This window comes from Pantoea sp. WEP, assembly GCF_041678305.1.
GTDB classification, from domain to species: domain Bacteria; phylum Pseudomonadota; class Gammaproteobacteria; order Enterobacterales; family Enterobacteriaceae; genus Pantoea; species Pantoea dispersa.
Genome location: NZ_JBGNXB010000001.1, coordinates 2,759,705 through 2,782,668 on the forward strand (window position 1 = coordinate 2,759,705; position 22,964 = coordinate 2,782,668).

Genomic DNA, 22,964 nt, shown 5'->3' on the forward strand with positions numbered 1-22,964 from the left:
GTGGTAAATCCCAGGTCACCGTAAACGGCGACCCTACGGGCCAGCGCGCGTTTTTGTAGGGTGCGCATTTATGCGCACCGTCATCATCAGGTCGCGCTGGCTTGACCAAGCGGCATTTCGCCATGGCTGGCGCCCCACTTTTACCGGGTCGCCAGTAACACCGCGACTTGCCGCACATCCGCCACGTTATCCAGCGTCAGACACAGCGTTTCCAGCTGCTGCACCTGTGCCGCCGGCAAGACGCGCGCGGCGAGGCTGCGGTATTTGGCGCGCAGCGCCGCGTCGCTCAGCGGATTCGCCGGCGATCCGGACGGCACCGCGACGTGCTGCTGCCACTGCTGGCCCTGCACCGTTTCCAGCCGGACCCACGGCTCATCATCGCGCCCCTGCTGGTGGTCAATCTCCAGCTCAACACGCGCCATCAGCGCGGCAGCTTCCGCACTCAGGCGACGGCTGTCGTCATAACTCGCCAGCTCCGCGGAGCCATACAGCGCACGCGCCGTCAGCGCATACGGCAGGCTCATTTGCGCGGCGGCGAGGCTGGTGAGCTCACGCGTGCCGCACATCTCCAGCAGGAACGGATTGAGCCCAACCACAATGCGCGCGATGTCCCCGGTCGCCACCGCATGCTGCTCAAGCAGCAGACCCAGCGCATCGATCGCCGCATGCGTACCGCGACAGGCGGCGTACGGCTTGATGGAACAGCGCGCCAGTTTCCACACCTCGCCCAATTGGGCCGTGAGCGCGGCGGGCTGTTGCGTTTCACCGGCCAGCGTTTGCAGAAAGCCGCCCCAGCGCGCCTCAAATACCGCGGCCGGTCCGCTGATGCCGCGCTGTGCCAGCAGCGCCGCCTGTACGCCCCCTTCCGCCGCGCGCGCCGCGTGCAGCTTTTTGGTGTGTGAGCCATCATGAATAAAGCCCCACAGACCGCCACTGAAGCTGGCTGCGATGCCCAGCGCCGAGGCACACTGCGCGGCCGGCAGCCGCAGTAAACAACTGACGGCGGCCGCCGCGCCAAAAACGCCACAGCTGGCAGTTGAGTGCCAGCCCGCACCGTTGTGCGCCGCATAACCCCCGCAGGCTTCCAGCACGCGGCGGCCGATGTCATAACCGACGACCATCGCGGTGAGAAATGCCCGTCCGTCGACCGGCTGCGTCGCCAGCGGCAGTGCCGCCAGCAGCGCCGGTAACACCACGGCACCGGAGTGATCGCAGCCGCCGGTGTCGTCCAGTTCATACATGTGCGCCGCCACGCCGTTGAGCCACGCCGCCTGGCGCGGGGAAGCTTGCTGCGCACAGCCCCACAGCTGCGCCACGGTGCTGCCGCCCTCTTCAGCCACCAGCGCCCGGCATTCGCGCCAGATCGGGCTGTCACAGCCCGCCAGCGCCGCGCCGAGCGTATCCAGCAGATGGCGCTTCGCCTGCGCTACCAGCGGTTCCGGCAGCTGGGCAAAGCGGGTGGCTGCGATGAAGTCCGCCAGCCGATCAAGCGTGGTGTCCATGTTCGCCTCCGCTGACCCGGGCAAACACCTCTGCCGGATGATCGGCATCGTTATCCGGCTGCGTCTGCCAGTGCGCGGCCACCTGGCCGGCAGTAGCGATCCACACGTCATGCTGCTGCAGCGTTTCCAGCAGCTGACGCAGCAGGCCAATGCGTCCGGCGGTGCCGATAATTTCCGGGTGCAGCCGCAACAGGTAGCACAGGCCGAAACGGTGAAAACCGTGGAAATCCTGCGTCAGGTTAGCCAGCGTTTCGCCATAGGGCGCGATGCGCGACTGTCCGGGCGGAATCGCCGGGCTGAGGTTGAAGGCAAAATAGGGCGCATCTTCCAGCGTGTAGTGCATGGGCAGCTCCACCAGCCGGGTGCCGGGGTGAAAATAGGGTAAGTCATCACCGCGCCAGCTGGAGGACCAGCGGATGCCGTGCGTTGCCAGCGCCGCAGCAAGGCCCGGTTTCCACTGGCCGGCCGGCGTGCGAAACCCGGCAATCGGCTGGCCGGTCAGCTGCGCCAGCCGCTCGCAGCCGCGCGTTACGCTGGCAATCTGCTGCGCCAGGGTCAGCGCCGAGAAGTCTTCGTGTCGCTCACCGCTGCAGGCGATCTCATGCCCGGCGGCGACAATACGCTGCAGCACCTGCGGCTGCTCTTCGGCGACGATGGCCGGTAAGCACCAGCTGGCCAGCAGCTGTTTCTCTGCCAGCAGATCCAGCAGACGATCAACGCCGCGCAGCGTGCCATAGCGCCACACCGACAGGGTTTTATCGCGCCCGGCGACCGCAGGTGCCTGCGTCAGGATGCCGTGAATATCGTGATAGTCGATGGTAATGATGGCCGCCGATTGTTTGCCCGACGGCCAGCGTGAATGCTCAGTCATGTTGCTGCTCCTGCAAATACCACGCGGCCACCGCATCACAGCGCGCAAACCACACATCGTCGCGCGCCGTCATGTGGGCAAACAGCTGCTCCAGCAATAGCAAACGGCCGGGCTGCCCGGAAATTTTCGGGTGGAACAGCGTGGTCAGGCACAGTCCTTCTGCCATCGCGCCGTCAAATTCGCGCTGCCAGTTGTCACCGGTGTGCGCATAGCTGGCGATGCGGTCGCCGCCCTGCGGAAAATCCGGCTGGCGCGTGTAGGCCAGCGAGGCGTAATCATCCATCTCCCATTTGCCGGGAATCTCCACCAGCGGCGTATGCCCGGCGACGGCAATGCTGTACGGCCGATCGTCACCACGCATGCTGCTGGAGTAAATCACCCCGGCTTCCCGCAGAATCTGCGGCGTTTCGGCGTGCCAGTCGCCGGAAGGAGTGCGAAAACCGCAGGCGCGGATACCAAGATGTTGCTGAAAGATGGCGGCAGAGCGCGCCATCACAGCGCGCTGTTCATCTGGCGTAATCGCCCAGAACGATTCGTGGCGATAACCGTGATAGGCCACTTCATGGCCCTGTTCGATAATCGCCTGGCACTGTCGCGGCCACTGCTCCACCACCCACGCTGGCACAAAAAACGTGGCCGGCAGTTGGAAGGCGCGCAGCAGATCCAGCAGCCGACCGAGCGCGCGAAACGGCCCGTAGGCGCCAAAGGTGAAATACTCTGGTGTTGACCACAGACTGCCATTGAGCATGGCATCGCCAGTGGGACCATCAAGATCAAACGCCAGCGCCATACAGCCACGCTTGCCCTGCGGCCAGCACACTGCGCCCGGTTGTTGCATACGCCCGCTCCTTAGCCCTGATTCACCGTGGCTTCGGCAATGCCGTTGTCGCTCAGGCCCCATTTACTGAGGATTTTCTGGTAGCTGCCATCGGCAATCATGGCATTGATGGCTGCCTGAATCGCCGTGGTCAGCTCACCGGCATCTTTACCCAGCGCCATGCCGGTGTACTGGAAGGAGAAGGCTTTATCCAGCGGCTTAAAGGTGCCTTTTTCCAGATTCATGATGTACGGCAGGGTTTCGCTGCCCTGTACCGCGCCATCCAGACGACGCTGACGCAGTTGCGTGCGCGCATCGGCGGTGCCTTCCGCGCCCACCACGATAATCGCAGGTTTACCGGCCGCTTCGCAGTGCGCTTTTGACCAGGTAGCAATCTCCTGCGGGAAGGTGGTGCGGCGGCTGGTGCCTACTTTTTTGCCGCACAGATCGGTGGCGCTGTTGATGTCGCTGCGCGCCGCCAGGGTGTAGAATTGCGGACCGGTTTTGAAGTAGTCGATAAAGTTAACCACCTTCTGCCGCTCTTTGGTGTCGGTCATGCCGGACATCACCAGATCGACGCGTTTGGTCACCACCGCGTTGACCATCTGTTCAAACGCGATCTCCTGCCAGTTAACCTTCACGCCGAGCTTCTCGCCAATTGCCTGGCCCAGCTCATAATCGACGCCGCTCAGCTGATTGGTGGCCGGATCTTTAAAATCCATCGGCGGGTAGTTCGGCATGATGGCGACGGTCAGCCCTTTCTCTTTGATACTGGCCGGTACGGCAATCTCCGCCCAGGCAGAGGATTGCAGCAGCAGCGCGGCACTGATGGCACTCAATAACAATTTTTTCATCTATTCACCCCGGTCACGTTAAAGAAGAATCGCGTTGATAAAGTTTTTCATCCGTGGGTTTTGCGGGTTCAGCAGAATCTCTTCCGGTGCGCCCTGCTCAATAATGCGTCCCTCATCCATAAACACCACCTGGTTGGCGACCTCACGCGCAAAGCCCATCTCGTGGGTCACCACCAGCATGGTGGTGCCTTCTTTTGCCAGCTGGCGCATCACCGCCAGCACTTCACCGACCATCTCCGGATCGAGCGCCGAAGTCGGTTCATCAAACAGCATCAGTTTGGGTTTCATCGCTAGCGCGCGGGCAATCGCCACGCGCTGCTGCTGACCGCCGGAGAGCGACTGTGGATAGTCGTGCGCTTTGTGCGCCAGTCCGACGCGATCCAGCAGCGCCATCGCCTCTTCGCTGGCCTCGCGTTTCGGGCGCAGCAGCACGCGACACGGCCCCTCAATGATGTTCTCCAGCGCGGTCTTGTGCGGAAACAGGTTGAAGCGCTGAAATACCATGCCGGTCTGCAGCCGCTGGCGCGCAATCTGTTTGTCACTCAGCGGGTGCAGCTTGTTGCCGGCAATGCGATAGCCCGCCAGTTCGTTGTCGACCCAGATGCCGCCCTGATCCACTTTCTCCAGCTGGTTGATACAGCGCAGAAAGGTGCTCTTACCGGAACCCGACGGGCCGAGAATGCACATCACCTCGCCGTAGTTCACTTCCAGGCTGACGTCCTTCAGCGCGTGGAACTGATCGAAATATTTGTTCACCTTGACGGCGCGCACGATGTTTCTCATCTCTCACTCCCGGTTACTGGCGACGACGATGGCCGCGTGAGAAGTAGCGTTCCAGCTGGCTCTGCCCGAACGACAGCAGCGTCACGATAATCAGGTACCAGATACCCGCTACAAACAGCAGCTCCATCACGCGCGCGTTGGCGAAGTAAATGGTTTGTGCGTTGTACAGCAGTTCGGAGTACTGAATCATGCTGGCCAGACTGGTGGTTTTGATCATGCTGATGAACTCATTGCCGACCGGCGGCAGAATCACCCGCATCGCCTGCGGCAGAATGATGCGCTGCAGCGCCTGCAAACGCGGCATGCCGATGGCTTTGGCGGCTTCATACTGTCCGGTATCTACCGATAACAGCCCGGCGCGCACCACTTCTGAGGTGTACGCGCCCTGATTGATGCTCAGGCCAAGCAACGCGGCGAGAAACGGCGTCATCACCGTGACGGTTTGCACGCTGAACAGACCGGGAATGCTGATGGTGGGAAACACCAGCGCCAGGTTGAACCACAGCAGCAGTTGCAGAATCAGCGGCGTGCCGCGAAAGATCCACGCATAGCCCACCGCGATATAGTGCAGCACCGGATTGGGCGACATGTACATGATGGCGGTGATGACGCCAAACAGGATGCCCAGCGCCATCGCCAGCACCGACATAATCAGCGTATTAACCACGCCGTTGAGGATTGCCTGCGCGGTGAAGAACTGGCCGACGAACGACCACTCAATATTGCCGTGCGCAAAGGCGTTAACCAGCAGCGCCAGCAGCACAAGGATCACTGCCGATGCGGTGATGCGGCCATAATAGCGGCGCGGCACCACCTGATAGCGATCGAGATCGTAATGGGGCTGGACGCGGCCATTGTTGACCGATGGTTCAACCGGTGTGGTGTGTGACATAGGCTCTCCTCAGGCGCGCGGTCCGGCGTAATCATCGGCCCAGCGCTGCTGGTCCTGCATCAGGGTTTGCAGACGGGCCAGCTGCTCGCGCACCCGTGCCGGTGCGGTGCCGCCGTAGCCGCTGCGGGCTGCCAGCGCCGCTTCCAGCGTTAATGCCTGACGCACCTCGGGCGTGAGCCGTGTATCGACGCCGTGCAGCTGCGCATCGCTGAGATCGGCCAGGCCGCAGTTTTCGCGTTCACACAGCTGCACCAGCTGGCCGGTAATCTCGTGCGCCTCGCGGAATGGCACGCCGCGCATTGCCAGCCAGTCGGCCACTTCGGTCGCCAGCGTAAAGCCATCCGGCGCCTGCTCGCGCATCACCTCAGTATTGAATTTCAGCGTCGCCATCATGCCGGCCATGGCAGGCAGCACCATCAGCAGCGTGTCGACCGCATCAATCACGTTACGTTTGTCGTCGCTGAGATCGCGGTTGTAAGAGAGCGGCATGGCTTTCATGGTGGTCAGCAGCGCCATCAGGTTACCGACCAGCCGGCCGCTGCGGCCGCGCGTCAGCTCGGCAATGTCCGGATTTTTCTTCTGCGGCATGATCGAACTGCCGGTGGCGTAACTGTCGTGCAGCTCCACCCAGCGGAACTGCCGTGACGCCCACAGGCACACCTCTTCACACAGCCGGGACAGGTTGATGCCGATCATGCTGGTGACGAACAGGAATTCCGCGGCGTAGTCGCGGCTGGCGACTGCATCGATCGAGTTTTCGCACGGTGCCAGATAAGCGAGATCGGCAGCGGCCAGCTGTGGCTGACGCGCAATCGCCGAACCGGCCATCGCCGCTGCGCCCAGCGGACAGCGCGCGCTGCGGCGATCCCAGTCCTGCATACGCTCAATGTCACGCGCGAAGGATTGGGCATGCGCCAGCAGCTGATGGCCAAACACAATCGGCTGCGCCTGCTGCAGATGGGTGAAGCCGGGCGCGACGCTGTCGGTGTGTTGCGCGGCCTGCGTCACCAGCGCCTGCTGCAACTGCAACAGCGCGCTCACCAGCTTGCGGCCGTTATCCCGCAGGTAGAGACGCAGATCGTTGACGGTCTGATCGTTGCGTGAACGGCCGGCACGCAGCTTGCCGCCCAGCGCGCCGAGGCGTTCTGTCAGCGCGCGTTCGATGAAGGTATGCACGTCTTCATCGGCGGCAATCGGCTGCAGCTGGCCAGCGCGATAATCGGCGTCCAGCGCGTCAATCGCCGCCAGCATGGTATCCAGCTCGTCAGCACTCAATAGCCCGGCACGCGCCAGCTCGCGCGCATGGGCGCGGCAACCGGCGAGGTCGTACGGCGCCAGCGCAAAGTAATAATCCGGGCTACGCGACAGCGCGGTTAAACTGGCTGCCGGAGCCGCTTTAAAACGTGCGCCCCATAACAGTTCGGCATTCTCAGACATGTTATTTCCCTCACAAATCAGCCGCAGCAATATGAAAAAGTTTGGATTCAGCCGGCAGCGATAATAAAAACTTATTTTATTGCCACACTGGCAAATAGGTGGTATTTCAGATTCACTGTACTTTCACCGCAATTATTCCGGAGTTGAATAGCAAAAATGGAAAGTAAAGTTTCCCAGTCTGGAAACAATGCGAATAATCGCGGCGATAATGCGGTTCTGGCGCTGAGTAATATCGACTTAAAATTGCTGCGGGTATTTAAATGCGTGGTGGAAGCCGGCGGATTAACCGCCGCCAGTCACGAATTAAATATTGGCCTGGCGGCGATCAGTAAACAGGTTTCTGACCTGGAGATTCGGCTGGGCATGACGCTGTGCAGCCGCGGCCGTGAAGGTTTTGAGCTGACGCAGTACGGCATCAATGTTTATCAGGCCACGCTGGAGCTGTTCGTGTCGCTCAACCTGTTTCGCGAGCGGCTGCACAATAGTCGCAACGAGCTGCTGGGCGACATCGCGATTTGCGTGGTGGATAACACCATTAGCGATCCACACTCGCCGGTCACCAGTGCGGTGCAACAGTTGCACCAGAAAGCGCCAAAGGTGCAGATTCGTCTACAGACCGCACAGCTGGATGATATTGAACGCGGCATAAGCGAAGGGCGTTTTCATTGCGGCATTGCGCCCGTGTATGAAATGAAAAATGAGTTTGATTACTTCGAACTTTATAAAGAATACGCAAAATTATATTGCGCTGCGTCACATCCTCTCTATTGCGGATCTTGCGATAAAAATATTTCGGTGGATGTATTACGTCAGCAGAAAATTATTAATCATTTATATGTTACCCCGCGCGATGAACGCCGCCTGATTCCGGTGCAGGAGAGCGGTGTGCAGGCGGTGCAGGTGGAATCGGTGGCCATGCTGATTTTAACCGGTCACTTTATTGGGTATTTACCGGAACATTATGCCGCTCCGTTTATTGCCCGCGGACAATTGTGTGAGCTGGGCGATGACACGCTGCGGCGCGAAACCGCATTTTGTCTGGTGATGAAGAAAGGCCGGAAAATAAATCCGATCATCCGGCTGTTTATGCAGGCGCTGGGGTTGAGCGATGCGGCGGCGGCGCCCTGATTTGGTGCGTGTGACCAGGTTTCTGCTGGCACGGGATGGGAAAGTGTACGCTGATGCCCTCACCCCGGCCCTCTCCCACCGGGAGAGGGAGACGCAGCCTGCGGACAAGGGAAACGCGGCGTCCGGTAACAGCAACCAGAACGCTTACGTCAGCCGCTTATACATCACCGTGGTAGCATCCAGCTCGCCGGCCGTGGATTCGGCATAGCACGGAATGGAACCCGCCACCTGCCAGCCGAGCGACAGATAGAGCGCGCTGGCCACATCGCCGCTGCGCGTATCCAGCACCAGCAGCGTTTTCCCCTGCTGCTGCGCCAGCTGCTCGGCACGTAACATCAGACGGCGCGCAATGCCCTGACGTCGCGCACGCGGATGCACCAGCAGCTTGCTGATCTCCGCGCGATGGCGGCCGTTGGGCATACTGCTGAAGCCCAGCATCACCGTGGCCACTATCTCGCCCGCTTGCCAGGCCACCAGCAGCTGGTTATCACCGCTCACCAGGCTGTAAATTTTGTCCTGCCAGAAACGCGCCATCACTGCGCGATCGTCTGCGTCAATGAAGCCGACGCTGGCACCGTCTGCCACGCAGCCGTGCAGCACCTCACACAGTGACGCCAGCAGCGGCTGCGCCTGGGTGGCGCTGAGAGAGTCGATTTCAATCATGGTTTGCACACCACCAGAATGTAGCGCGCGCCGCCTTCGGCATGCGCCTGAAAAGAGGAACGTCCGCTGAGGTGGAAGCGCAGGCAATCGCCGGCCTGAAGCGTCCAGCTCTGCGTCTCCATGGTGAGGGTCAGCTCGCCCGACTGCAGCCAGATGTGCTGTTCCAGCCCCTGTACCGGCGGCGCATCATAATCAATGCGCGCGCCAGGACGCAGCACGCCCTCCACCAGCTCCGCTTTAAACTGACTGGCCGGCGGCGAGACGTTGCGCCGCTGGAAGCCGCTGAGCGTGTCCTGCCAGACCGGCTGCTGCTCCGCTTTCAGCAGCAGCGCCGCTTCTTCTTCTACTTCGCTGAGCAGTCGCGACATGGTTAAACCGTAGGCCACGCACAAGCGATTAAGCAAAGCGGCGGTAGGGCTGGTCTCGGCGCGCTCAATGCGCGACAATGATGCCCGGCTAATGCCGGTTGCCAGAGCCAGTTCATCCAGCGACCAGCCGCGCTGCAGGCGTAATTCCGCCAGACGTGCCGCAAGCCGATCTTCCGTATTTAGAGCAGACATCTTCAACCTCTCATTTTCGGGAAATAAATCTCACACAAGAGATAAAGCCCGAAATCGTGCAGTGGGTCAAGTTGTACAATAAAATAATCATTGTACAAGCTCACTCTGGCGGTTAAGGTGTTGTTATGCAGGTCAGAATTTTAGAGGATGCCATGGCCTTATACAGTATCGGTGATGTTGCCGAGCGCTGTGGAATTAACCCGGTAACCCTGCGCGCCTGGCAGCGTCGTTATGGATTGTTAAAGCCGCAGCGCACTGAGGGTGGTCATCGACAATTTGATGATGAAGATGTTCAGCGGATCGAAGAGATCAAACGCTGGATAGAGAGCGGTGTGCCTGTAGGCAAAGTCAAAGCCCTGCTTGAAGGAGAGACCTTCAACGTGCATGACGGCTGGACGGCGCTGCAGGAAGAGCTGATGAGCGTGCTGCGCCACGTGCGTGCCTCCAAACTGCGCACCAAAATCGCCACCATTGGCCGTGAACACCCGGTCGATGCGCTGATTGACCACGTTTTTGTACCGGTACGCCAGCGTCTCGGGCTGGATCAAAATACCGCCCGCACCATGTGCAGTCTGCTGGACGGCGCGCTGATTGATTATGTCGCGTTCTGTCTGGCAGGCGCGCGTAAAAAAGCCGGCAAAGATGCCTTAATGATTGGCTGGGGCGTAGAAGATCGCACCCGCATCTGGCTGGAAGCCTGGCGCTTAGCGCAGCAGGGCTGGCGCATTGATGTGCTGGCAGAACCACTGGATATGCCGCGTCCGGAGCTGTTTCCCGGCCAGCATCTGTTTATCTGGACCGGTAAAAAGCCGACGCGCCGCCAGCTGGAGCAGTTCGAACACTGGCAGGCTCAGGGCTTCTCGATTCACGTCCACGAACCCACCTGAAAAATCGCACATGCGGCCTTTGCCTTACCGCATGTGCGCGTTATCATGCCGCACTTCATGACTTTTCTCAGGTTTACCTATGAACTGGAATAAAATTCTCATTGGCACCCTGTTTGCCATCATGGCGATTGGCGGCATGGGCGGCATGATGCTGGTTGGCTACAGCCTTATTCTGCATACCCACTGAGTGCGTGCTGCAACCGCTCCAGCAGCCGGTCGCAGATCAGCGCCAGCAGCGCCACCAGCAGCGCGCCCTGAATCACATAGGCGGTATTGAAGCCGCTCAGACCGATAATCACCGGCGAACCCAGACTCTCCGCTCCGACGGTTGAGGCGATGGTCGCGGTGCCGATGTTGATCATCACAGAGGTGCGCACGCCTGCCATAATCACCGGTGCCGCCAGCGCCAGCTCTATCTGCCACAGACGCCGCCACGGTCCCATTCCCAGACCGACGGCGATCTCACGGCTGCTGGCCGGAACGCTGTCCAGTCCCGCCAGCGTGCCCTGCAGAATCGGCAACAGCCCATACAGAAACAGCGCCATCACCGCCGGCGCAGCGCCAAAGCCCATGACCGGCACGGCAATCGCCAGCACCGCCACCGGCGGAAAGGTCTGACCGGCAGCCGCCAGCGTCTCCAGCAGCGGGCGGAACGCCCTGCCGCCGTGACGGGTAGCGAAGACCGCACAGCCAACGCCCACCACAATCGCCAGCGCGCTGCCGCTGATCACCAGCAGCAGATGGGCCAGCGCCAGCTGCCAGAAACTCTCCTGCTGGTACAGCGGACGCTCCAGCTGTGGAAACCAGTGCGCAAACAGCGGCGCACTGTGCGGTAACCCCCACAGCAACAGCAGAAATATCCCCAGCAGCCAGTAGAGCGGATCGCGCAGCACTCGCATCAGCCCGCCTCCTGCTGTCGCAGCAAATCGCTAAAGTGCAGCACGCCCAGCGGCTGCTGATGCTGATCGACAACCGGTAATTTGTCGGTGCGGCGCGCAATAAACTGCGACAGCGCCTCGCGCAGCGTCAGCCCGGCGGCGATCGGTTCCGCCTCCAGCCACTCACCGCGTCGTGCCGCACTGCCGGCCCGCCCCAGCGCCAGCAGACGCACGCCCAGCTCGCTGCGGCCAAAGAACTGGCGCGCGAAATCACTGGCAGGCTGCGTCAGCAGGTCAATCGGCCGTCCCTGCTGCACAATCTCTCCGCCGTCCATCAGCACCAGCTGATCGGCGAGGGTTAACGCTTCGTCGATATCGTGCGTCACCAGTACCACGGTGCGCCCCGACAGCTGCTGAATGCGCAGCATCTCCTGCTGCAGCGCCTGCCGGTTGACCGGATCGAGCGCGCCGAACGGTTCATCCATCAGCAGCAGTTCCGGATCGGCCGCCAGCGCGCGCGCCACGCCAACACGCTGCTGCTGGCCGCCGGAGAGCTGGTGCGGATAGCGCGTCGCCAGCTGACTGTCGAGATTAAGCAGCGCCAGCAGCTCCTCAACCCGTGCGGCAATTTTTTCCCGCGGCCAGCCGAGCAGCGACGGCACGGTAGCGATATTTTTGGCCACATTCCAGTGTGGAAACAGGCCGATGGACTGAATGGCATAGCCAATGCGCCGCCGCAGCGCGCGCGCATCCATCTGCTCAATCGGCTCACCGGCAAAACGGATTTCGCCGCTGTCATGGTCAACCAGCCGGTTTATCATCTTCAGCGTGGTGGATTTACCCGAGCCGGACGTGCCAATCAGCACGGTAAAACTGCCCTTCTCAATCTTCAGCGACAGGTTGCGAATCGCCTCTTTACCGGCGAACGCTTTGCTCACCTGATGAAATTCAATCATGTCCTCTCTCCAGCAGCGCCGACAGCAATCGCAGCAGCGCATCGAATATCACCGCCAGCGCCACCACCGGAATCACGCCCAGCAGCACCAGATCCAGCGCGCTGCTCAGCAATCCCTGAAACACAATGGCGCCGAAGCCGCCGGCCCCAATCAGTGCGGCGACCACCGCCAGCCCGACGGTTTGCACCACCACCACGCGCAGTCCGGAGAGCCACACCGGCAGCGCCAGCGGCAGCTCGGCGTGCCAGAACTGCTGCCAGCCGCTCATGCCCATGCCGCGCGCGGTTTCACGCACCTCCTGCGGCACCTGCTGCAGCCCCGCAACCACGCTGCGCACCAGCGGCAGCAGTGCATACAGCACCAGCGCAATCAGCGCCGGCGCGACGCCAATCCCGCTGATACCGAGGCGCGCCAGCTGCGGAAAATGCGCCGCCAGCCCGGCCAGCGGTGCAATCAGCAGGCCAAACAACGCCACAGACGGCACGGTCTGGATCAGATTCAGCACGCTGAAGGCGGCATGTTGCCAGCGGGCACGACGCGCGATGGCAAGTCCCAGCGGCAGACCAATCAGTAAGGTGGGCAGCAGCGTGCCGCCCAGCAGCAGCAGATGCTGGCTGAACGCGGCGTTAAAGACGGCGGTGCGATTGCTGTACTCTTTCAGCAGCGACAGCGCGTCCAGCTGACCACTCAGCAGCATTATCAGCGGCGGCAGCCACAGTTGCAGATTAAGCAGAATACGCAGCGGCGTCTGCTGGCTAAGCTGGCGAATCGCTTCGGCGGCCAGCAGCAGCGCTAATCCTGCCGCACACCAGAGGCCGCTGCCCAGCGCGGTGCGCGCCAGCGGGCTGCCGCTGCGGGCCAGCTCACTGGCGGCGTGGCCGCCGATGCCAATCAGCAGGGCGAACAGTAGCTCCGCGCCCAGCAGCTGCGCCAGCGCCGCGCCGCGACCTGGCGGCCACCACAATCCCAGCCATAGCCATAACAGCGGCAGCAGCAGCAGCCAGCCCGCCGTTACCTGCCAAAGCATCAGCGGCTGTCCGGAGACCAGCCGGTTAGCCGCGTAGCTCAGCAGCGGTAGCGCTCCCAGCGCCAGCGTAATCAGCAGCGTCAGCACCAGCAGCACCGGCTGCTGGCGCGGTCGGTTTATCCGTGACAGCACCGCTTACAGCAACTTATTCTGCTGCAGCCACTGCTGCGCCACCTGGCTGGCGTCCTGACCGTCAACGGCGATTTGCGCGTTGAGCTGCTGCAGGGTTTTCTCATCCAGCTTGCTGAACACCGGCTGCAGCCAGTCGGCAATCTGCGGGTACTGTTGCAGCACGCTGGCGCGGATCACCGGCGCGGGCGCGTAAATCGGCTGTACGCCCTTCGGGTCGCTCAGGGTTTGCAGGCCGAGCGCCGCGACCGGGCCGTCGGTACCGTAAGCCATCGCCGCATTGACGCCGGACGTTTGCTGGGCGGCCGCTTTGATGGTAACAGCGGTGTCCCCGCCAGCCAGCGACAGCAGCTGTGACTGGCCCAGCTTGAAGTTGTAGGCTTTCTCAAACGCTGGCAGCGCATCGCTGCGCTCGATGAACTCCGCCGATGCCGCCAGCTTAAAGGTACCGCCTTTTTTCAGGTAAGCGCTGAGATCGTCGAGGGATTGCAGGTTATTCTGCTGCGCAACATCGCCGCGCACTGCAATGGTCCAGGTGTTGTTGGCCGGTGCTGGCGTCAGCCACACCAGATGATTTTTCTCTGCATCGAGCTTTTTCACCTTCTCATAGCCCTGCTGCGCGTTTTTCCACGCCGCGTCCTTCTCATCATTGAAAAAGAACGCCCCGTTGCCGGTATATTCCGGATAGATATCCAGCTCACCGGCGGTAATTGCGCCGCGCACCACCTGCGTGGTACCGAGCTGGATTTTATTCACGGTTTTTACCCCATGCTGGTTCAGCACCTGCAGAATGATGTTGCCGAGCAGCGAACCTTCAGTATCAATCTTGGAACCTACCTTGACCGGGTCCGCTGCCTGCACGGCCCCGACACTCATCGCGAATGCGATCATCCCCAATAAACCCTGCTTAATCATGGCGCTTTCCTCAGCATTATTTTCTTTCAGTGATTATCAAGCGTAGCCTGGCGAAACGGGATGGGTGCGGTCAAGCGGCGCAATTCGTTCTTTTTCTGCTATCCGTTGCCGGTTTTATAGAACGCTTTGGTTGCACTTATAACCAAATAGAATTTTTCACATCCGTGGCGCGGCTTATGCTCATAGCCCCACTCTTTACAATAAATCACACAACATCATGTCTGACTCAACTTCTTCGGCGCACGTGGCGCTGGCAGGGAATACGCCGCAGGGCGAGACGCAGTGGATTCGCAGTGCAGCCGACGTGACGCGGCTGGTCAATAACAGTAACGCCTCGCGCAGCAATGCACGCATCGTCATCGCCATTGCGCTGGGCGGGGTTTTTCTCGATGCCTACGATCTCGGTGCGCTGGCCTTCGGTATTAAAGATGTAACGCGCGAATTCAATCTGACGCCCGCCGGCACTGGCATGGTGGCGTCGGCTATCACCTTTGGCGCGATTGTTGGCGCGCTGATCGGTGGCTATCTCACCGATAAAATTGGCCGCTATCGGGTCTTTATGGCCGATATGTTCTTCTTCGTGGTGGCGGCACTGGCCTGTGCCTTTGCGCCGAACGAGTACGTGCTGGCGGCGGCGCGCTTTGTGATGGGGCTCGGCGTCGGCATCGATCTGCCGGTGGCGATGGCGTTTCTGGCGGAGTTTTCCCGACTGCGCGGTCAGGGCAATAAGGCCGCCAGCGTCGCGATGTGGTGTCCCACCTGGTACGCGGCGATCAGCATCTCCTATCTGCTGGTGCTGCTGCTATATGCGGTGCTGCCAGAGAGCCATACTGACTGGCTGTGGCGGCTGATCCTCGGCTTTGGCGCGGTACCGGCGCTGTTGATCATCGCCATCCGCAGTCGTTACATGAGCGAATCACCGATCTGGGCGGCAAATCAGGGCAACCTGCAGGGTGCAGCGGCAATCCTGCGGCGGTCATATAACATCAACGCGGAGGTCGCGCAGGATGCCGAGCTCACTGCCGTACAGCCAGTACGTAAAGCCAGCTGGCGCAACTATGGCGCGCTGCTGCAGGGCGTTTACCGCCGCCGTACGCTACTGGCAACGATAACCTCGATTGCCTCGTCGTTCGCCTATAACGCCGTGGCCTTTGGCCTGCCGGTGATCATCTCCAGCTTCCTCGCGCAGTCGATGCTGACCACCATTCTGGTCTCGCTGGCGCTTAACCTGCTGTTTGCGTTTGTTGGCGGCCTGCTGGCGGTGCGGCTGGTGCCACGGCTGGGCGCGTGGAAGATGTCGGTGGCCGGTTACGCCTGCCAGTGTGCGGCGCTGCTGGGCCTGGCGCTGATTGGTCGCCCGGCCGGCGGCGAGGAAGCGGCCCTGGCGATTGCCATGCTGGCGCTGTTCCTGTTCGGCCAGGGGTTTGGTCCGGGTTCGCACACCATGACCTTTGCCTCGCTGAGCTATCCGGCTTCGCTGCGTGGCGTGGGCGTCGGCTTTAACCAGACGCTGATGCGCGCCAGTTCGACGGTATCCCTGTTTGTGTTTCCGCTGCTGGTCGCGGCGTTCGGCACCGGCGTGTTCTGGGTGATCCTGCTCGCACCGCTGGCTGGATTACTGGCGCTGCTGGCGATTCGCTGGGAACCGTCAGGCTATGATGTCGATGCGGAAGATTTTCAGTAAGCGGATAACGCCTCAGCGATGAGGCGTTGGCTCAGGCGGTGAGGCGGAAATCGCCCAGCGTGTTGGGGATGCGCGGAAAAGTGTGCAGGAACCACGGCGTGAATTTTGCCGGATTATCGCGCATCTCCTGCTGAATCTGTTCGACTGAGCGGTAACACCAGTCGTCAGCCTCATCAAGGTTGAGCACCGGCACTTCGTCACTGATGGCGAAAAACACGTGACCGTACTCATGTTCGATCAGACCGTTGCTGAGCGGCAGGTTATAGCTCAGTTCAAACACCGGCGTTAACGCCAGATCCAGTCCCATCTCTTCACGCAGGCGGCGCTCAGCCGCATCGCGCGTCGGCTCCTGCGGGTAGGGATGGCTGCAGCAGGTATTGCTCCACAAACCGCCGCAGTGATACTTGCTTTGCGCCCGGCGCTGCAGCAACAGTTCATGGCGCGAATTGAACACGTAAACCGTTACCGCACGATGCAGCAATCCTTTCTCATGCACTTCCAGCTTTTCCATCTTGCCGGTGGGACGATCGAGGTGGTCAACGAGGATAACTTCAATGGCGGGCATGACAACTCCTTCGGAAAAATCCCCACTATTGTACACAATAGCGGAAGCAGCAGCGGAGAAAATCGCGCACATTCCGTGCGCTGGCGCGATAAGCAGTAAGCTTAGCAGCCAGCAGATAATTCAGCAGAAAAAGGCGGGGAAAAGCGTGACAGCGGCGCAAAAAACGCGCCGCTGTGCTCTCTGACGGGATGAATTACAGTTTGAAGCCGTGCACCACCTGCTCAAGCTGCACGCTCTGCTCTTCCATGGCGCGCGCCGCTGCCGAGACCTGCTCCACCAGCGCCGCGTTCTGCTGGGTGCTGCCGTCGAGCTGGGTAATCGCCACGTTCACCTGTTCGATCCCCATGCTCTGCTCGCGGCTGGCGGACATGATTTCGCTCATCAGCGTTGTGACGCTGCTGACGCCCTGCATCAGCTCGTCCATGGTTTGTCCGGCCTGCTCCACCAGCTGGCTGCCGGTGTCGATATTGGCCACCGACTCTTCAATCAGCTTCTTGATTTCGCGCGCCGAGTTGGCGGAACGCTGCGCCAGATTGCGTACCTCCGAAGCCACCACGGCAAACCCGCGACCCTGTTCACCGGCGCGTGCCGCTTCTACCGCCGCGTTGAGCGCCAGAATGTTGGTCTGGAAAGCGATGCTGTCGATGACGCTGATGATATCCACCACCTTACGCGAGGAGTGATGGATTTCGCCCATGGTGCTGACCACCTGACGCACCACTTCACTGCCGCGCGCCGCCACCTGAGACGCGCCATCTGCCAGCTGGTTGGCGTGCGTGGCGTTGTCGGCGTTCTGACGCACCGTGCCGGTCAGCTCTTCCATCGACGCGGCGGTTTGCACAATGGAACTCGCCTGCGATTCAGTCCGCGCCGAGAGATCGGCGTTGCCGCTGGCGATTTCGCGTGAAGCCGCAGTAATCGCCAGTGCGCTGTCGCCCACCTGGCGCATCAGCCCCTGCAAATGGGCGATGAACTGGTTAAAGCTTTGCGCCACAGCGTTGAATTCCGGGCTATTGCTGGCCGGCAGACGCTGCGTCAGATCCGCACCGCCGGTCGACAGCGCTTCGATGTTTTGATGCAGCAGATTCAGGCGTTTCATCATCGCGCGGACAAAGCCAAGCAGCACCAGCAGCAGCAGAATCGCCAGCGGGATCTGGACCAGGCCGAGACGGGTCAGCATGCTGTGCGTCTGCGCATCCAGCAGCGCGGACGGCACGTCGCTGGCCAGATACCACGGGCTGCCGGGAATGGCCTGCAGGAACAGCGTGTGCTCACCATCTTCTCCGCTGAAGGTGGTTTGCGACGGCTGAGAACCGGCCTGTGCCAGCAGCCCTTTCAGCGCGGCCGCCATTGGCAGCTGGGTATCAGCCAGATTTTCCAGCTTCGGCGTCCCCTCCAGCAGCGCGGCATTGCCGACCACTTTGCCGTCCGCTTCGACAATCAGTACGCGGCCATGAATCGCCTCACCCATCTGCTGCGCCAGCTGGTTGAAAAAGCCGAGCGTGACGTCAATGGTTGAGACGCCCCACACAGTGCCGTTACGGTAAATCGCCATGGCGCAGTTGGTGCGCGGCTGCGGGCTGGCGGCATCCTGATAAGCCTTCGCCCACGCGCACTGGCCTTTTTCTGCGGCCATGCCATCTTTGTACCACGGCTGCTCCCAGTATTTGTCGGCAGCATCGGAGTTCCAGTAGGTGTTGACCTGCAGCTGGTTGCTGGCGTTACGCGCAAAGAACGAGCTGTCTTTCTCTTTCGCCGGATCGCGCCGGTTGGGTAACGGCCAGATACCGCCGCCGAACACGTTGCTGTCCTGATACTGATTAACCAGCGCCGGCAGCAGCGTATCAATGGCGGCGCTGTCCATCACGCCCGCCGCTTCGGTAATCGCACGCTGCTGCGCCTGCACGCGGTTCATCTGCTCGACGATACGCCCGGCGAGACCATCCACCTCATAGCGCACCAGCCGGCTTTCGTTCTGGCTAAGCTGCGGTGCGATGAACTGGTTAATCACCAGGACGGTGACCAGCATAAGAACAACGAAGAATGCGACTAAAGTCGCGGTAAAACGGGATTGTGTGGTTTTTAACATCGGTGTGCCCTTACCCTGGTGTGGCGAGTTGCCTGATCGAGGTTAACGGCTTGTTACAGAGGAACTTGAGGTGCGCGAGATCACAAAATGGTTAACTGATTGAATAGCGTGATCATAAGAGCGCTTATTGTCACCGGCCTTACCCTGCCCCCTTTCTGACCGCTCTGGTGTTAACTTCCATGACAGTCGCTACGTCACGCTTTCGGCCTTCAGTTCGCCGTCCGGAAGCGTCCTGAAAGGGAATATGGCGCAAGCGCTGGTTCCTTTGTGTTGTGCTAACAGCGGACGTACTCGCCCCACGTATAGTGCATTTCTAAGCTGCCCACGCACAGAGCCTAAAAATTTGCTGCAAGATGCCGATACATGAACTTCTTAATCAATATATGAAGGACCATATATGTACTTCGTACGCTCTTTAATTCGTCTGCTTTCTTTGCTGTCTCTCCTGCCGTTTTCTTGCGTCCAGGCTGCAGATATGCCCGAATTAACAGGTGTCATCACGAATCCCTTTTCCGTTACCCGCATCCACGATCGGGTAAATTTCATGGTGTCGTTAAACTTCAATAACGGAAAAACGGCGCAACAATGGCGGTCGATTGATTGCAAACAGGGCAAAGCACAGCTCCTGTATAAGGATCTGTTAAATGATAAGGGCTTTACCATCGCTCGTTATTACGGTAACAGCTATCTCCGGTATGCGCCTGCACAGGATGATCAGCAAATTACCGCAGACGATATTCACAAGGTGTGCAAACTCCCCATAAAAGAGGCTCAGTGGGAAAAGTTATCAGCCACGTCTGAAATCGGCACCACCAAACTGGTCGATGTGAATAGCATTCAACACACTGGCGATATTTTATCGGTTCGTCTGGGATATGATTACGCAGATATCATCTGGGAACCGCCTTACGATGCGCCGCTGGGATTAAAAACAGAACACTACCTGTACAACTGTAAAACCCATCAGGGTGCTGTAATTGCTGCCATGAATTTCGACAGCGAGGGGCGCGTTACAGATTCACTCATCACTGCTGATCTTGTTCGCCGCAAAAGTAGCTTCAAAATTGATACTCAGATGACACAACGTTTCGATCAGCTCTGCCAGTTACCCGCAGGAAAAAAGTTTACCGCTGAAGGACATTTTGTGTCCGCTGCGAATAAGCCAGCATCCACGTTGATGGGGCCATTAATGCCAGACCTGAGTAAAAATAATTCGCAGTGGCTGGATAAGTATTCTCTTTCTGCTGAAATTGAACGGCAGGCACAAGCACTGATTAAACCCTGGGCGCTGCCACGCTTCAAACAAATCCGTTATACCGAAGTAAGCACGCTCGGTAAGGTTGAAGTGCAGCTGGATGCACAGCCAAATGGTTATGTACGTAAGCTGGAAGATTACGGTATCTGGAAGGTGCAACGTTTGACGCTGGCTAATCAGTTGCAGCTTAAGTTCACCATGTCCATCAGCACAGGCGCATCACTCCTTAATAAGTTGCAGACGGATCTGCGTTTTCCGCTAGTAACGGGTCAACAATATCAGGCGCAATGGGAAAGTATTGACTCCGATAAGAAAATTACGTCTTCACGGTTACGCTGCAAGGTAACCTCGATGGGAGACGCAAAGAGCATTGCGGATGAATTTAGCGGCAAATATCTCTTAGTCGAGTGTCAGCAAACTGATTCAGGACAAGCGGGTAGCCGTGTCAGACTCGCCTGGCTGCAGGATCTCAATGTGTTCGTCACCGTTGCTATGCAGGTAGGTGATAAGCCGGAAAGCCTGGTGAAACTGGAAAATGTAAGTGTAATACGTTAATCAGCAGGCAGGCACACAGCATTTATTATTTATGGTATCTGAAATGAGTGAATTTAAAGATTTTGAGCTTGTAAAGGAATCACTGTTAGAGTTTATTAAAAAAAAGGAAGTAAAAGCCAGATTTGCCCATGTCGTGGCCAATGAGTACAACGACTGGGAAAAATGGTTTCAAATTGAGTTTGAATATTTCCTTTTGAATGAGAAGGGTTTTCACACCAGAAGGGAGTTGAAGGCGAAATCTGATCAAAGAAGCAAACTCAATCGTTTTTACATGTTTGTCGATTTGATTTTCAGAAAACCTAATACTGCCAAGGATCAGTACATCTACCTTGAATTTAAGCGGGCAATAAAAGCGACAACGTTAGTCAAAGGAATGTTGCACGACATATCCAAAGTGAATTCGATCGTTAAATCACACTACATTGAGACTGAAATTAAGCAGCGCTCATTTTGGTGTGTGGGTTTTTATCACTCTTTCCATAATTTGACGGTTGACCGTGCACAGGAAGAGATCAAGCAATACTCCAAAAGCTTTCACGAACCGGTGTATCTATGCTCGTGCCGGGGCGCATCACATTATGATGAATGCCCAAAAATCGGCGTAGTCATCATCTGACAGGTCTGTTTCCTGCGTACCTGAACCTTGCATAACTGACTCATCACAGCATCGCGCGAAAAGTATTCGTTGCCTATTGCAACTATGACTTATCGTTGCGATGCTGATTGGGCTGACCCGCTACGTTTAAATTATTTCAAGGGTGATAAAGATTAATTTCATGGTGCTCCTGACCAGGCATTAACGATTAATCCTGCGCCGGAAATAAACAGAATGGCGTCTATCAGCACGGCAAATTGTGTGACCGACAGTCTCTGGACTATCACCTTCGTGCTCAGGGTGCCCAGCATAATGCCACTGCCCACTAACAAACCGGTGAGCACAACCTGCATTGAGAGCGCCTGCTGGAAGGCAAACGTACTGACCTTGCTGAAATAAAACAGCAAGGCGCTCGATGCTTCCGTGCCAATAAACGCGCCACGGCTCAATCCATAGGCGTTAAAAATCAGCACGCTCACCGGTCCGGTGGAGAGAACCAGTCCTGTCAGAAAACCCACCACACCACCACAAAGCCCTAACTGCTTTATCGAGAGCGTCCAGTGACTGTTTTTCAGGCTGCGTCTGACCAAAATCATCACCCAGAAAAACAGCCCCAGCGCACCATCAATGAGCCAGGCAGGTAAAGAGAGCAGCACATGTGCGCCTAACGACGCAGCTGGCACGCCAGGCAGGCTATAGGCCAGAGTGGCGCGCCAGTCGATTTCACGCCACCAGACCGCGATGCGCGAGAGATTTCCCAGGATTGCGGCGATAGCCATGACTGGCATCGCCACTCTGGGGCCGAAATTGCTGACCATCAGCGGCAGCAGCAGTAACGAAGAACCGGTGCCGATGATGCCACTCAGCGCTCCGGAGAGGATCGCGATCAGCGTCACAAAGAGATATTCACCCACTGACTTTCCTCATTTTCAACGGCAAAGCACGCATCTTAATGAGGGCGATTCGATCATAATATCGATAAATATTGCCCACTCCTGATACTAAAAGTCACAGATGAAAAAACGTAACCTGCCACCGTTGAATGCATTGCGGCTGTTCGAAACGGCCGCGCACGCCAACAGCCTGAGTGACGCGGCTGAGGAATTAGGGGTGACCCACGGTGCCGTTAGCCGTCAGATCAAATTGCTTGAAGCGTGGCTGGGACAACCGTTATTTGAACGTCAGGGACAGCGCAGCGTGGCGGCGGAACATGCCCGGGCTTTTGCCGCAGAGATCAGCACCGCTTTTGACATCATCAGCGATGCCGCAGTGCGCTTTGGCAAAACACCCAACACCCGCACGATACGCGTCAATGCGCAAACCACCTTTGCGATGCACTGGTTGATCCCGCGCCTGCCGGCATTCCACCGCCAATATCCTGACATTGAAATCTCGGTATCCACCTCAAACAGTTCGGAGGTGAAAGGGCTATCTGGCTTTGACGTATTGATTCGCCGGGATGCGCTGAACAAACCTGAATGGCGTTACTTTGAGAAGAAAGCGTTATTTGAGGAAAAACTCACCCTGATTGCCGCGCCGAAACTGTTAGCCACAAAAGCGCTGAACACCCCTGCAGACCTAGCGACCCACGTTGTCGTGTTATCCAGTACGCGGTCAGGCGAGTGGGAACGGTGGATGAAGCAGGCTGGCGTCGGCGAGGTGCGTCCGGAACGTTTTCAGCGATTCGAACACAATTATATTAGTCTGCAGGCGATTATTGATGGCGTCGGTGTGGGTATCGGTGGAATACAAATGCTGGGACATGATCTGCAGGGCAACCGGCTTGTCACCCCGTTAGCTATTGAGGCGAAGGGGAGCCGCTACGTGGCGTTAATTGCGCCTGACGTGGATAAATCATCCTCGCTAAACCGCTTTGTCGCATGGCTGGAACGGGAAGCATCCGCTTAATACCCGCCTGGTCG

The 22,964-nt window shown here is 58.8% G+C and carries 22 protein-coding genes; 6 read left to right on the forward strand and 16 right to left on the reverse strand.

The window, feature by feature from the left end:
• Window positions 1-140: 140 nt before the first annotated feature.
• The 7 genes from ABVR31_RS12825 to argH are packed head-to-tail and all read right to left on the reverse strand — an operon-like array spanning window position 141 to window position 7,156.
• On the reverse strand, window positions 141-1,502 hold the full coding sequence (locus tag ABVR31_RS12825) for an MmgE/PrpD family protein (RefSeq protein WP_058757817.1): 1,362 nt from the start codon (window positions 1,500-1,502) through the stop codon (window positions 141-143).
• Window positions 1,486-2,373 (reverse strand): polysaccharide deacetylase, encoded by an 888-nt coding sequence (locus tag ABVR31_RS12830; RefSeq protein ID WP_132465439.1) that lies wholly within the window; start codon window positions 2,371-2,373, stop codon window positions 1,486-1,488. The genes ABVR31_RS12825 and ABVR31_RS12830 overlap by 17 nt, the downstream gene beginning before the upstream one ends.
• Entirely contained in the window at window positions 2,366-3,211 is an 846-nt protein-coding gene (locus ABVR31_RS12835; protein WP_372773068.1) for a polysaccharide deacetylase, read from the reverse strand. The genes ABVR31_RS12830 and ABVR31_RS12835 overlap by 8 nt, the downstream gene beginning before the upstream one ends.
• An 11-nt stretch (window positions 3,212-3,222) precedes the next feature.
• Window positions 3,223-4,044, reverse strand: a complete 822-nt coding sequence (locus ABVR31_RS12840; RefSeq protein WP_021508447.1) for an ABC transporter substrate-binding protein — start codon at window positions 4,042-4,044, stop codon at window positions 3,223-3,225.
• Between the two features lie 18 nt (window positions 4,045-4,062).
• Window positions 4,063-4,827, reverse strand: coding sequence for an amino acid ABC transporter ATP-binding protein (locus tag ABVR31_RS12845; RefSeq protein ID WP_021508448.1), 765 nt, complete (start codon window positions 4,825-4,827; stop codon window positions 4,063-4,065).
• Window positions 4,828-4,840: 13 nt separating this feature from the next.
• A complete protein-coding gene (locus tag ABVR31_RS12850; protein WP_021508449.1) occupies window positions 4,841-5,719 on the reverse strand; it encodes an amino acid ABC transporter permease in 879 nt (292 codons plus the stop codon).
• Window positions 5,720-5,728: 9 nt separating this feature from the next.
• Window positions 5,729-7,156 (reverse strand): argininosuccinate lyase, encoded by a 1,428-nt coding sequence (argH, locus tag ABVR31_RS12855; protein WP_058769494.1) that lies wholly within the window; start codon window positions 7,154-7,156, stop codon window positions 5,729-5,731.
• A gap of 156 nt (window positions 7,157-7,312) precedes the next feature.
• Between argH and ABVR31_RS12860 the strand changes: the two genes are divergently transcribed.
• Window positions 7,313-8,284, forward strand: coding sequence for a LysR family transcriptional regulator (locus ABVR31_RS12860; RefSeq protein ID WP_372773071.1), 972 nt, complete (start codon window positions 7,313-7,315; stop codon window positions 8,282-8,284).
• A gap of 144 nt (window positions 8,285-8,428) precedes the next feature.
• Here the strand turns inward: ABVR31_RS12860 and ABVR31_RS12865 are convergent, their stop codons facing one another.
• Window positions 8,429-8,947: an N-acetyltransferase family protein gene (locus tag ABVR31_RS12865; protein ID WP_372773073.1), complete on the reverse strand. Its 519-nt coding sequence runs from the start codon at window positions 8,945-8,947 to the stop codon at window positions 8,429-8,431.
• Window positions 8,944-9,507 (reverse strand): helix-turn-helix domain-containing protein, encoded by a 564-nt coding sequence (locus ABVR31_RS12870; RefSeq protein WP_058757823.1) that lies wholly within the window; start codon window positions 9,505-9,507, stop codon window positions 8,944-8,946. The genes ABVR31_RS12865 and ABVR31_RS12870 overlap by 4 nt, the downstream gene beginning before the upstream one ends.
• 152 nt (window positions 9,508-9,659) lie before the next feature.
• Between ABVR31_RS12870 and ABVR31_RS12875 the strand changes: the two genes are divergently transcribed.
• On the forward strand, window positions 9,660-10,394 hold the full coding sequence (locus tag ABVR31_RS12875) for a MerR family transcriptional regulator (RefSeq protein WP_031279872.1): 735 nt from the start codon (window positions 9,660-9,662) through the stop codon (window positions 10,392-10,394).
• A gap of 167 nt (window positions 10,395-10,561) precedes the next feature.
• Here the strand turns inward: ABVR31_RS12875 and ABVR31_RS12880 are convergent, their stop codons facing one another.
• Genes ABVR31_RS12880 through ABVR31_RS12895 form a run of 4 tightly spaced genes read right to left on the reverse strand, consistent with a single transcriptional unit; the run spans window position 10,562 to window position 14,299 of the window.
• Window positions 10,562-11,293: an ABC transporter permease gene (locus ABVR31_RS12880; protein ID WP_021508456.1), complete on the reverse strand. Its 732-nt coding sequence runs from the start codon at window positions 11,291-11,293 to the stop codon at window positions 10,562-10,564.
• A complete protein-coding gene (locus ABVR31_RS12885; protein WP_372773075.1) occupies window positions 11,293-12,228 on the reverse strand; it encodes an ABC transporter ATP-binding protein in 936 nt (311 codons plus the stop codon). Before ABVR31_RS12885 ends, ABVR31_RS12880 begins: the two co-directional genes overlap by 1 nt.
• Window positions 12,221-13,387 carry an ABC transporter permease gene (locus ABVR31_RS12890; RefSeq protein WP_372773077.1) on the reverse strand — a complete coding sequence of 389 codons (1,167 nt, stop codon included), beginning with the start codon at window positions 13,385-13,387 and terminating at the stop codon, window positions 12,221-12,223. The genes ABVR31_RS12885 and ABVR31_RS12890 overlap by 8 nt, the downstream gene beginning before the upstream one ends.
• Before the next feature lie 3 nt (window positions 13,388-13,390).
• A complete protein-coding gene (locus tag ABVR31_RS12895) occupies window positions 13,391-14,299 on the reverse strand; it encodes an ABC transporter substrate-binding protein (RefSeq protein WP_058780854.1) in 909 nt (302 codons plus the stop codon).
• Between the two features lie 217 nt (window positions 14,300-14,516).
• Between ABVR31_RS12895 and ABVR31_RS12900 the strand changes: the two genes are divergently transcribed.
• Window positions 14,517-15,983 (forward strand): MFS transporter, encoded by a 1,467-nt coding sequence (locus ABVR31_RS12900; protein ID WP_372773079.1) that lies wholly within the window; start codon window positions 14,517-14,519, stop codon window positions 15,981-15,983.
• 31 nt (window positions 15,984-16,014) lie between these two features.
• Here ABVR31_RS12900 and idi read toward each other — a convergent pair whose 3' ends face one another.
• Together idi and ABVR31_RS12910 are read right to left on the reverse strand one after the other, a co-directional pair.
• The gene (gene idi, locus ABVR31_RS12905; RefSeq protein ID WP_058757829.1) at window positions 16,015-16,548 is read right to left on the reverse strand and encodes an isopentenyl-diphosphate Delta-isomerase; all 534 of its coding nucleotides are present in this window, start codon (window positions 16,546-16,548) and stop codon (window positions 16,015-16,017) included.
• 193 nt (window positions 16,549-16,741) lie between these two features.
• Window positions 16,742-18,637, reverse strand: a complete 1,896-nt coding sequence (locus tag ABVR31_RS12910) for a methyl-accepting chemotaxis protein (RefSeq protein WP_058769488.1) — start codon at window positions 18,635-18,637, stop codon at window positions 16,742-16,744.
• A gap of 397 nt (window positions 18,638-19,034) precedes the next feature.
• Between ABVR31_RS12910 and ABVR31_RS12915 the strand changes: the two genes are divergently transcribed.
• Both ABVR31_RS12915 and ABVR31_RS12920 read left to right on the forward strand, forming a co-directional pair.
• Complete coding sequence (locus ABVR31_RS12915; RefSeq protein WP_152391208.1) at window positions 19,035-20,447, forward strand: hypothetical protein; 1,413 nt, start codon at window positions 19,035-19,037, stop codon at window positions 20,445-20,447.
• A 43-nt stretch (window positions 20,448-20,490) separates the two neighbouring features.
• Window positions 20,491-21,063: a hypothetical protein gene (locus ABVR31_RS12920; protein ID WP_288422754.1), complete on the forward strand. Its 573-nt coding sequence runs from the start codon at window positions 20,491-20,493 to the stop codon at window positions 21,061-21,063.
• A gap of 158 nt (window positions 21,064-21,221) precedes the next feature.
• On the opposite strand, the gene ABVR31_RS12925 is transcribed toward ABVR31_RS12920, so the two are convergent.
• Window positions 21,222-21,956 (reverse strand): sulfite exporter TauE/SafE family protein, encoded by a 735-nt coding sequence (locus ABVR31_RS12925; RefSeq protein ID WP_372773082.1) that lies wholly within the window; start codon window positions 21,954-21,956, stop codon window positions 21,222-21,224.
• Window positions 21,957-22,056: 100 nt separating this feature from the next.
• Between ABVR31_RS12925 and ABVR31_RS12930 the strand changes: the two genes are divergently transcribed.
• Window positions 22,057-22,950 (forward strand): LysR substrate-binding domain-containing protein, encoded by an 894-nt coding sequence (locus ABVR31_RS12930; RefSeq protein WP_372773084.1) that lies wholly within the window; start codon window positions 22,057-22,059, stop codon window positions 22,948-22,950.
• Window positions 22,951-22,964 lie beyond the last annotated feature (14 nt).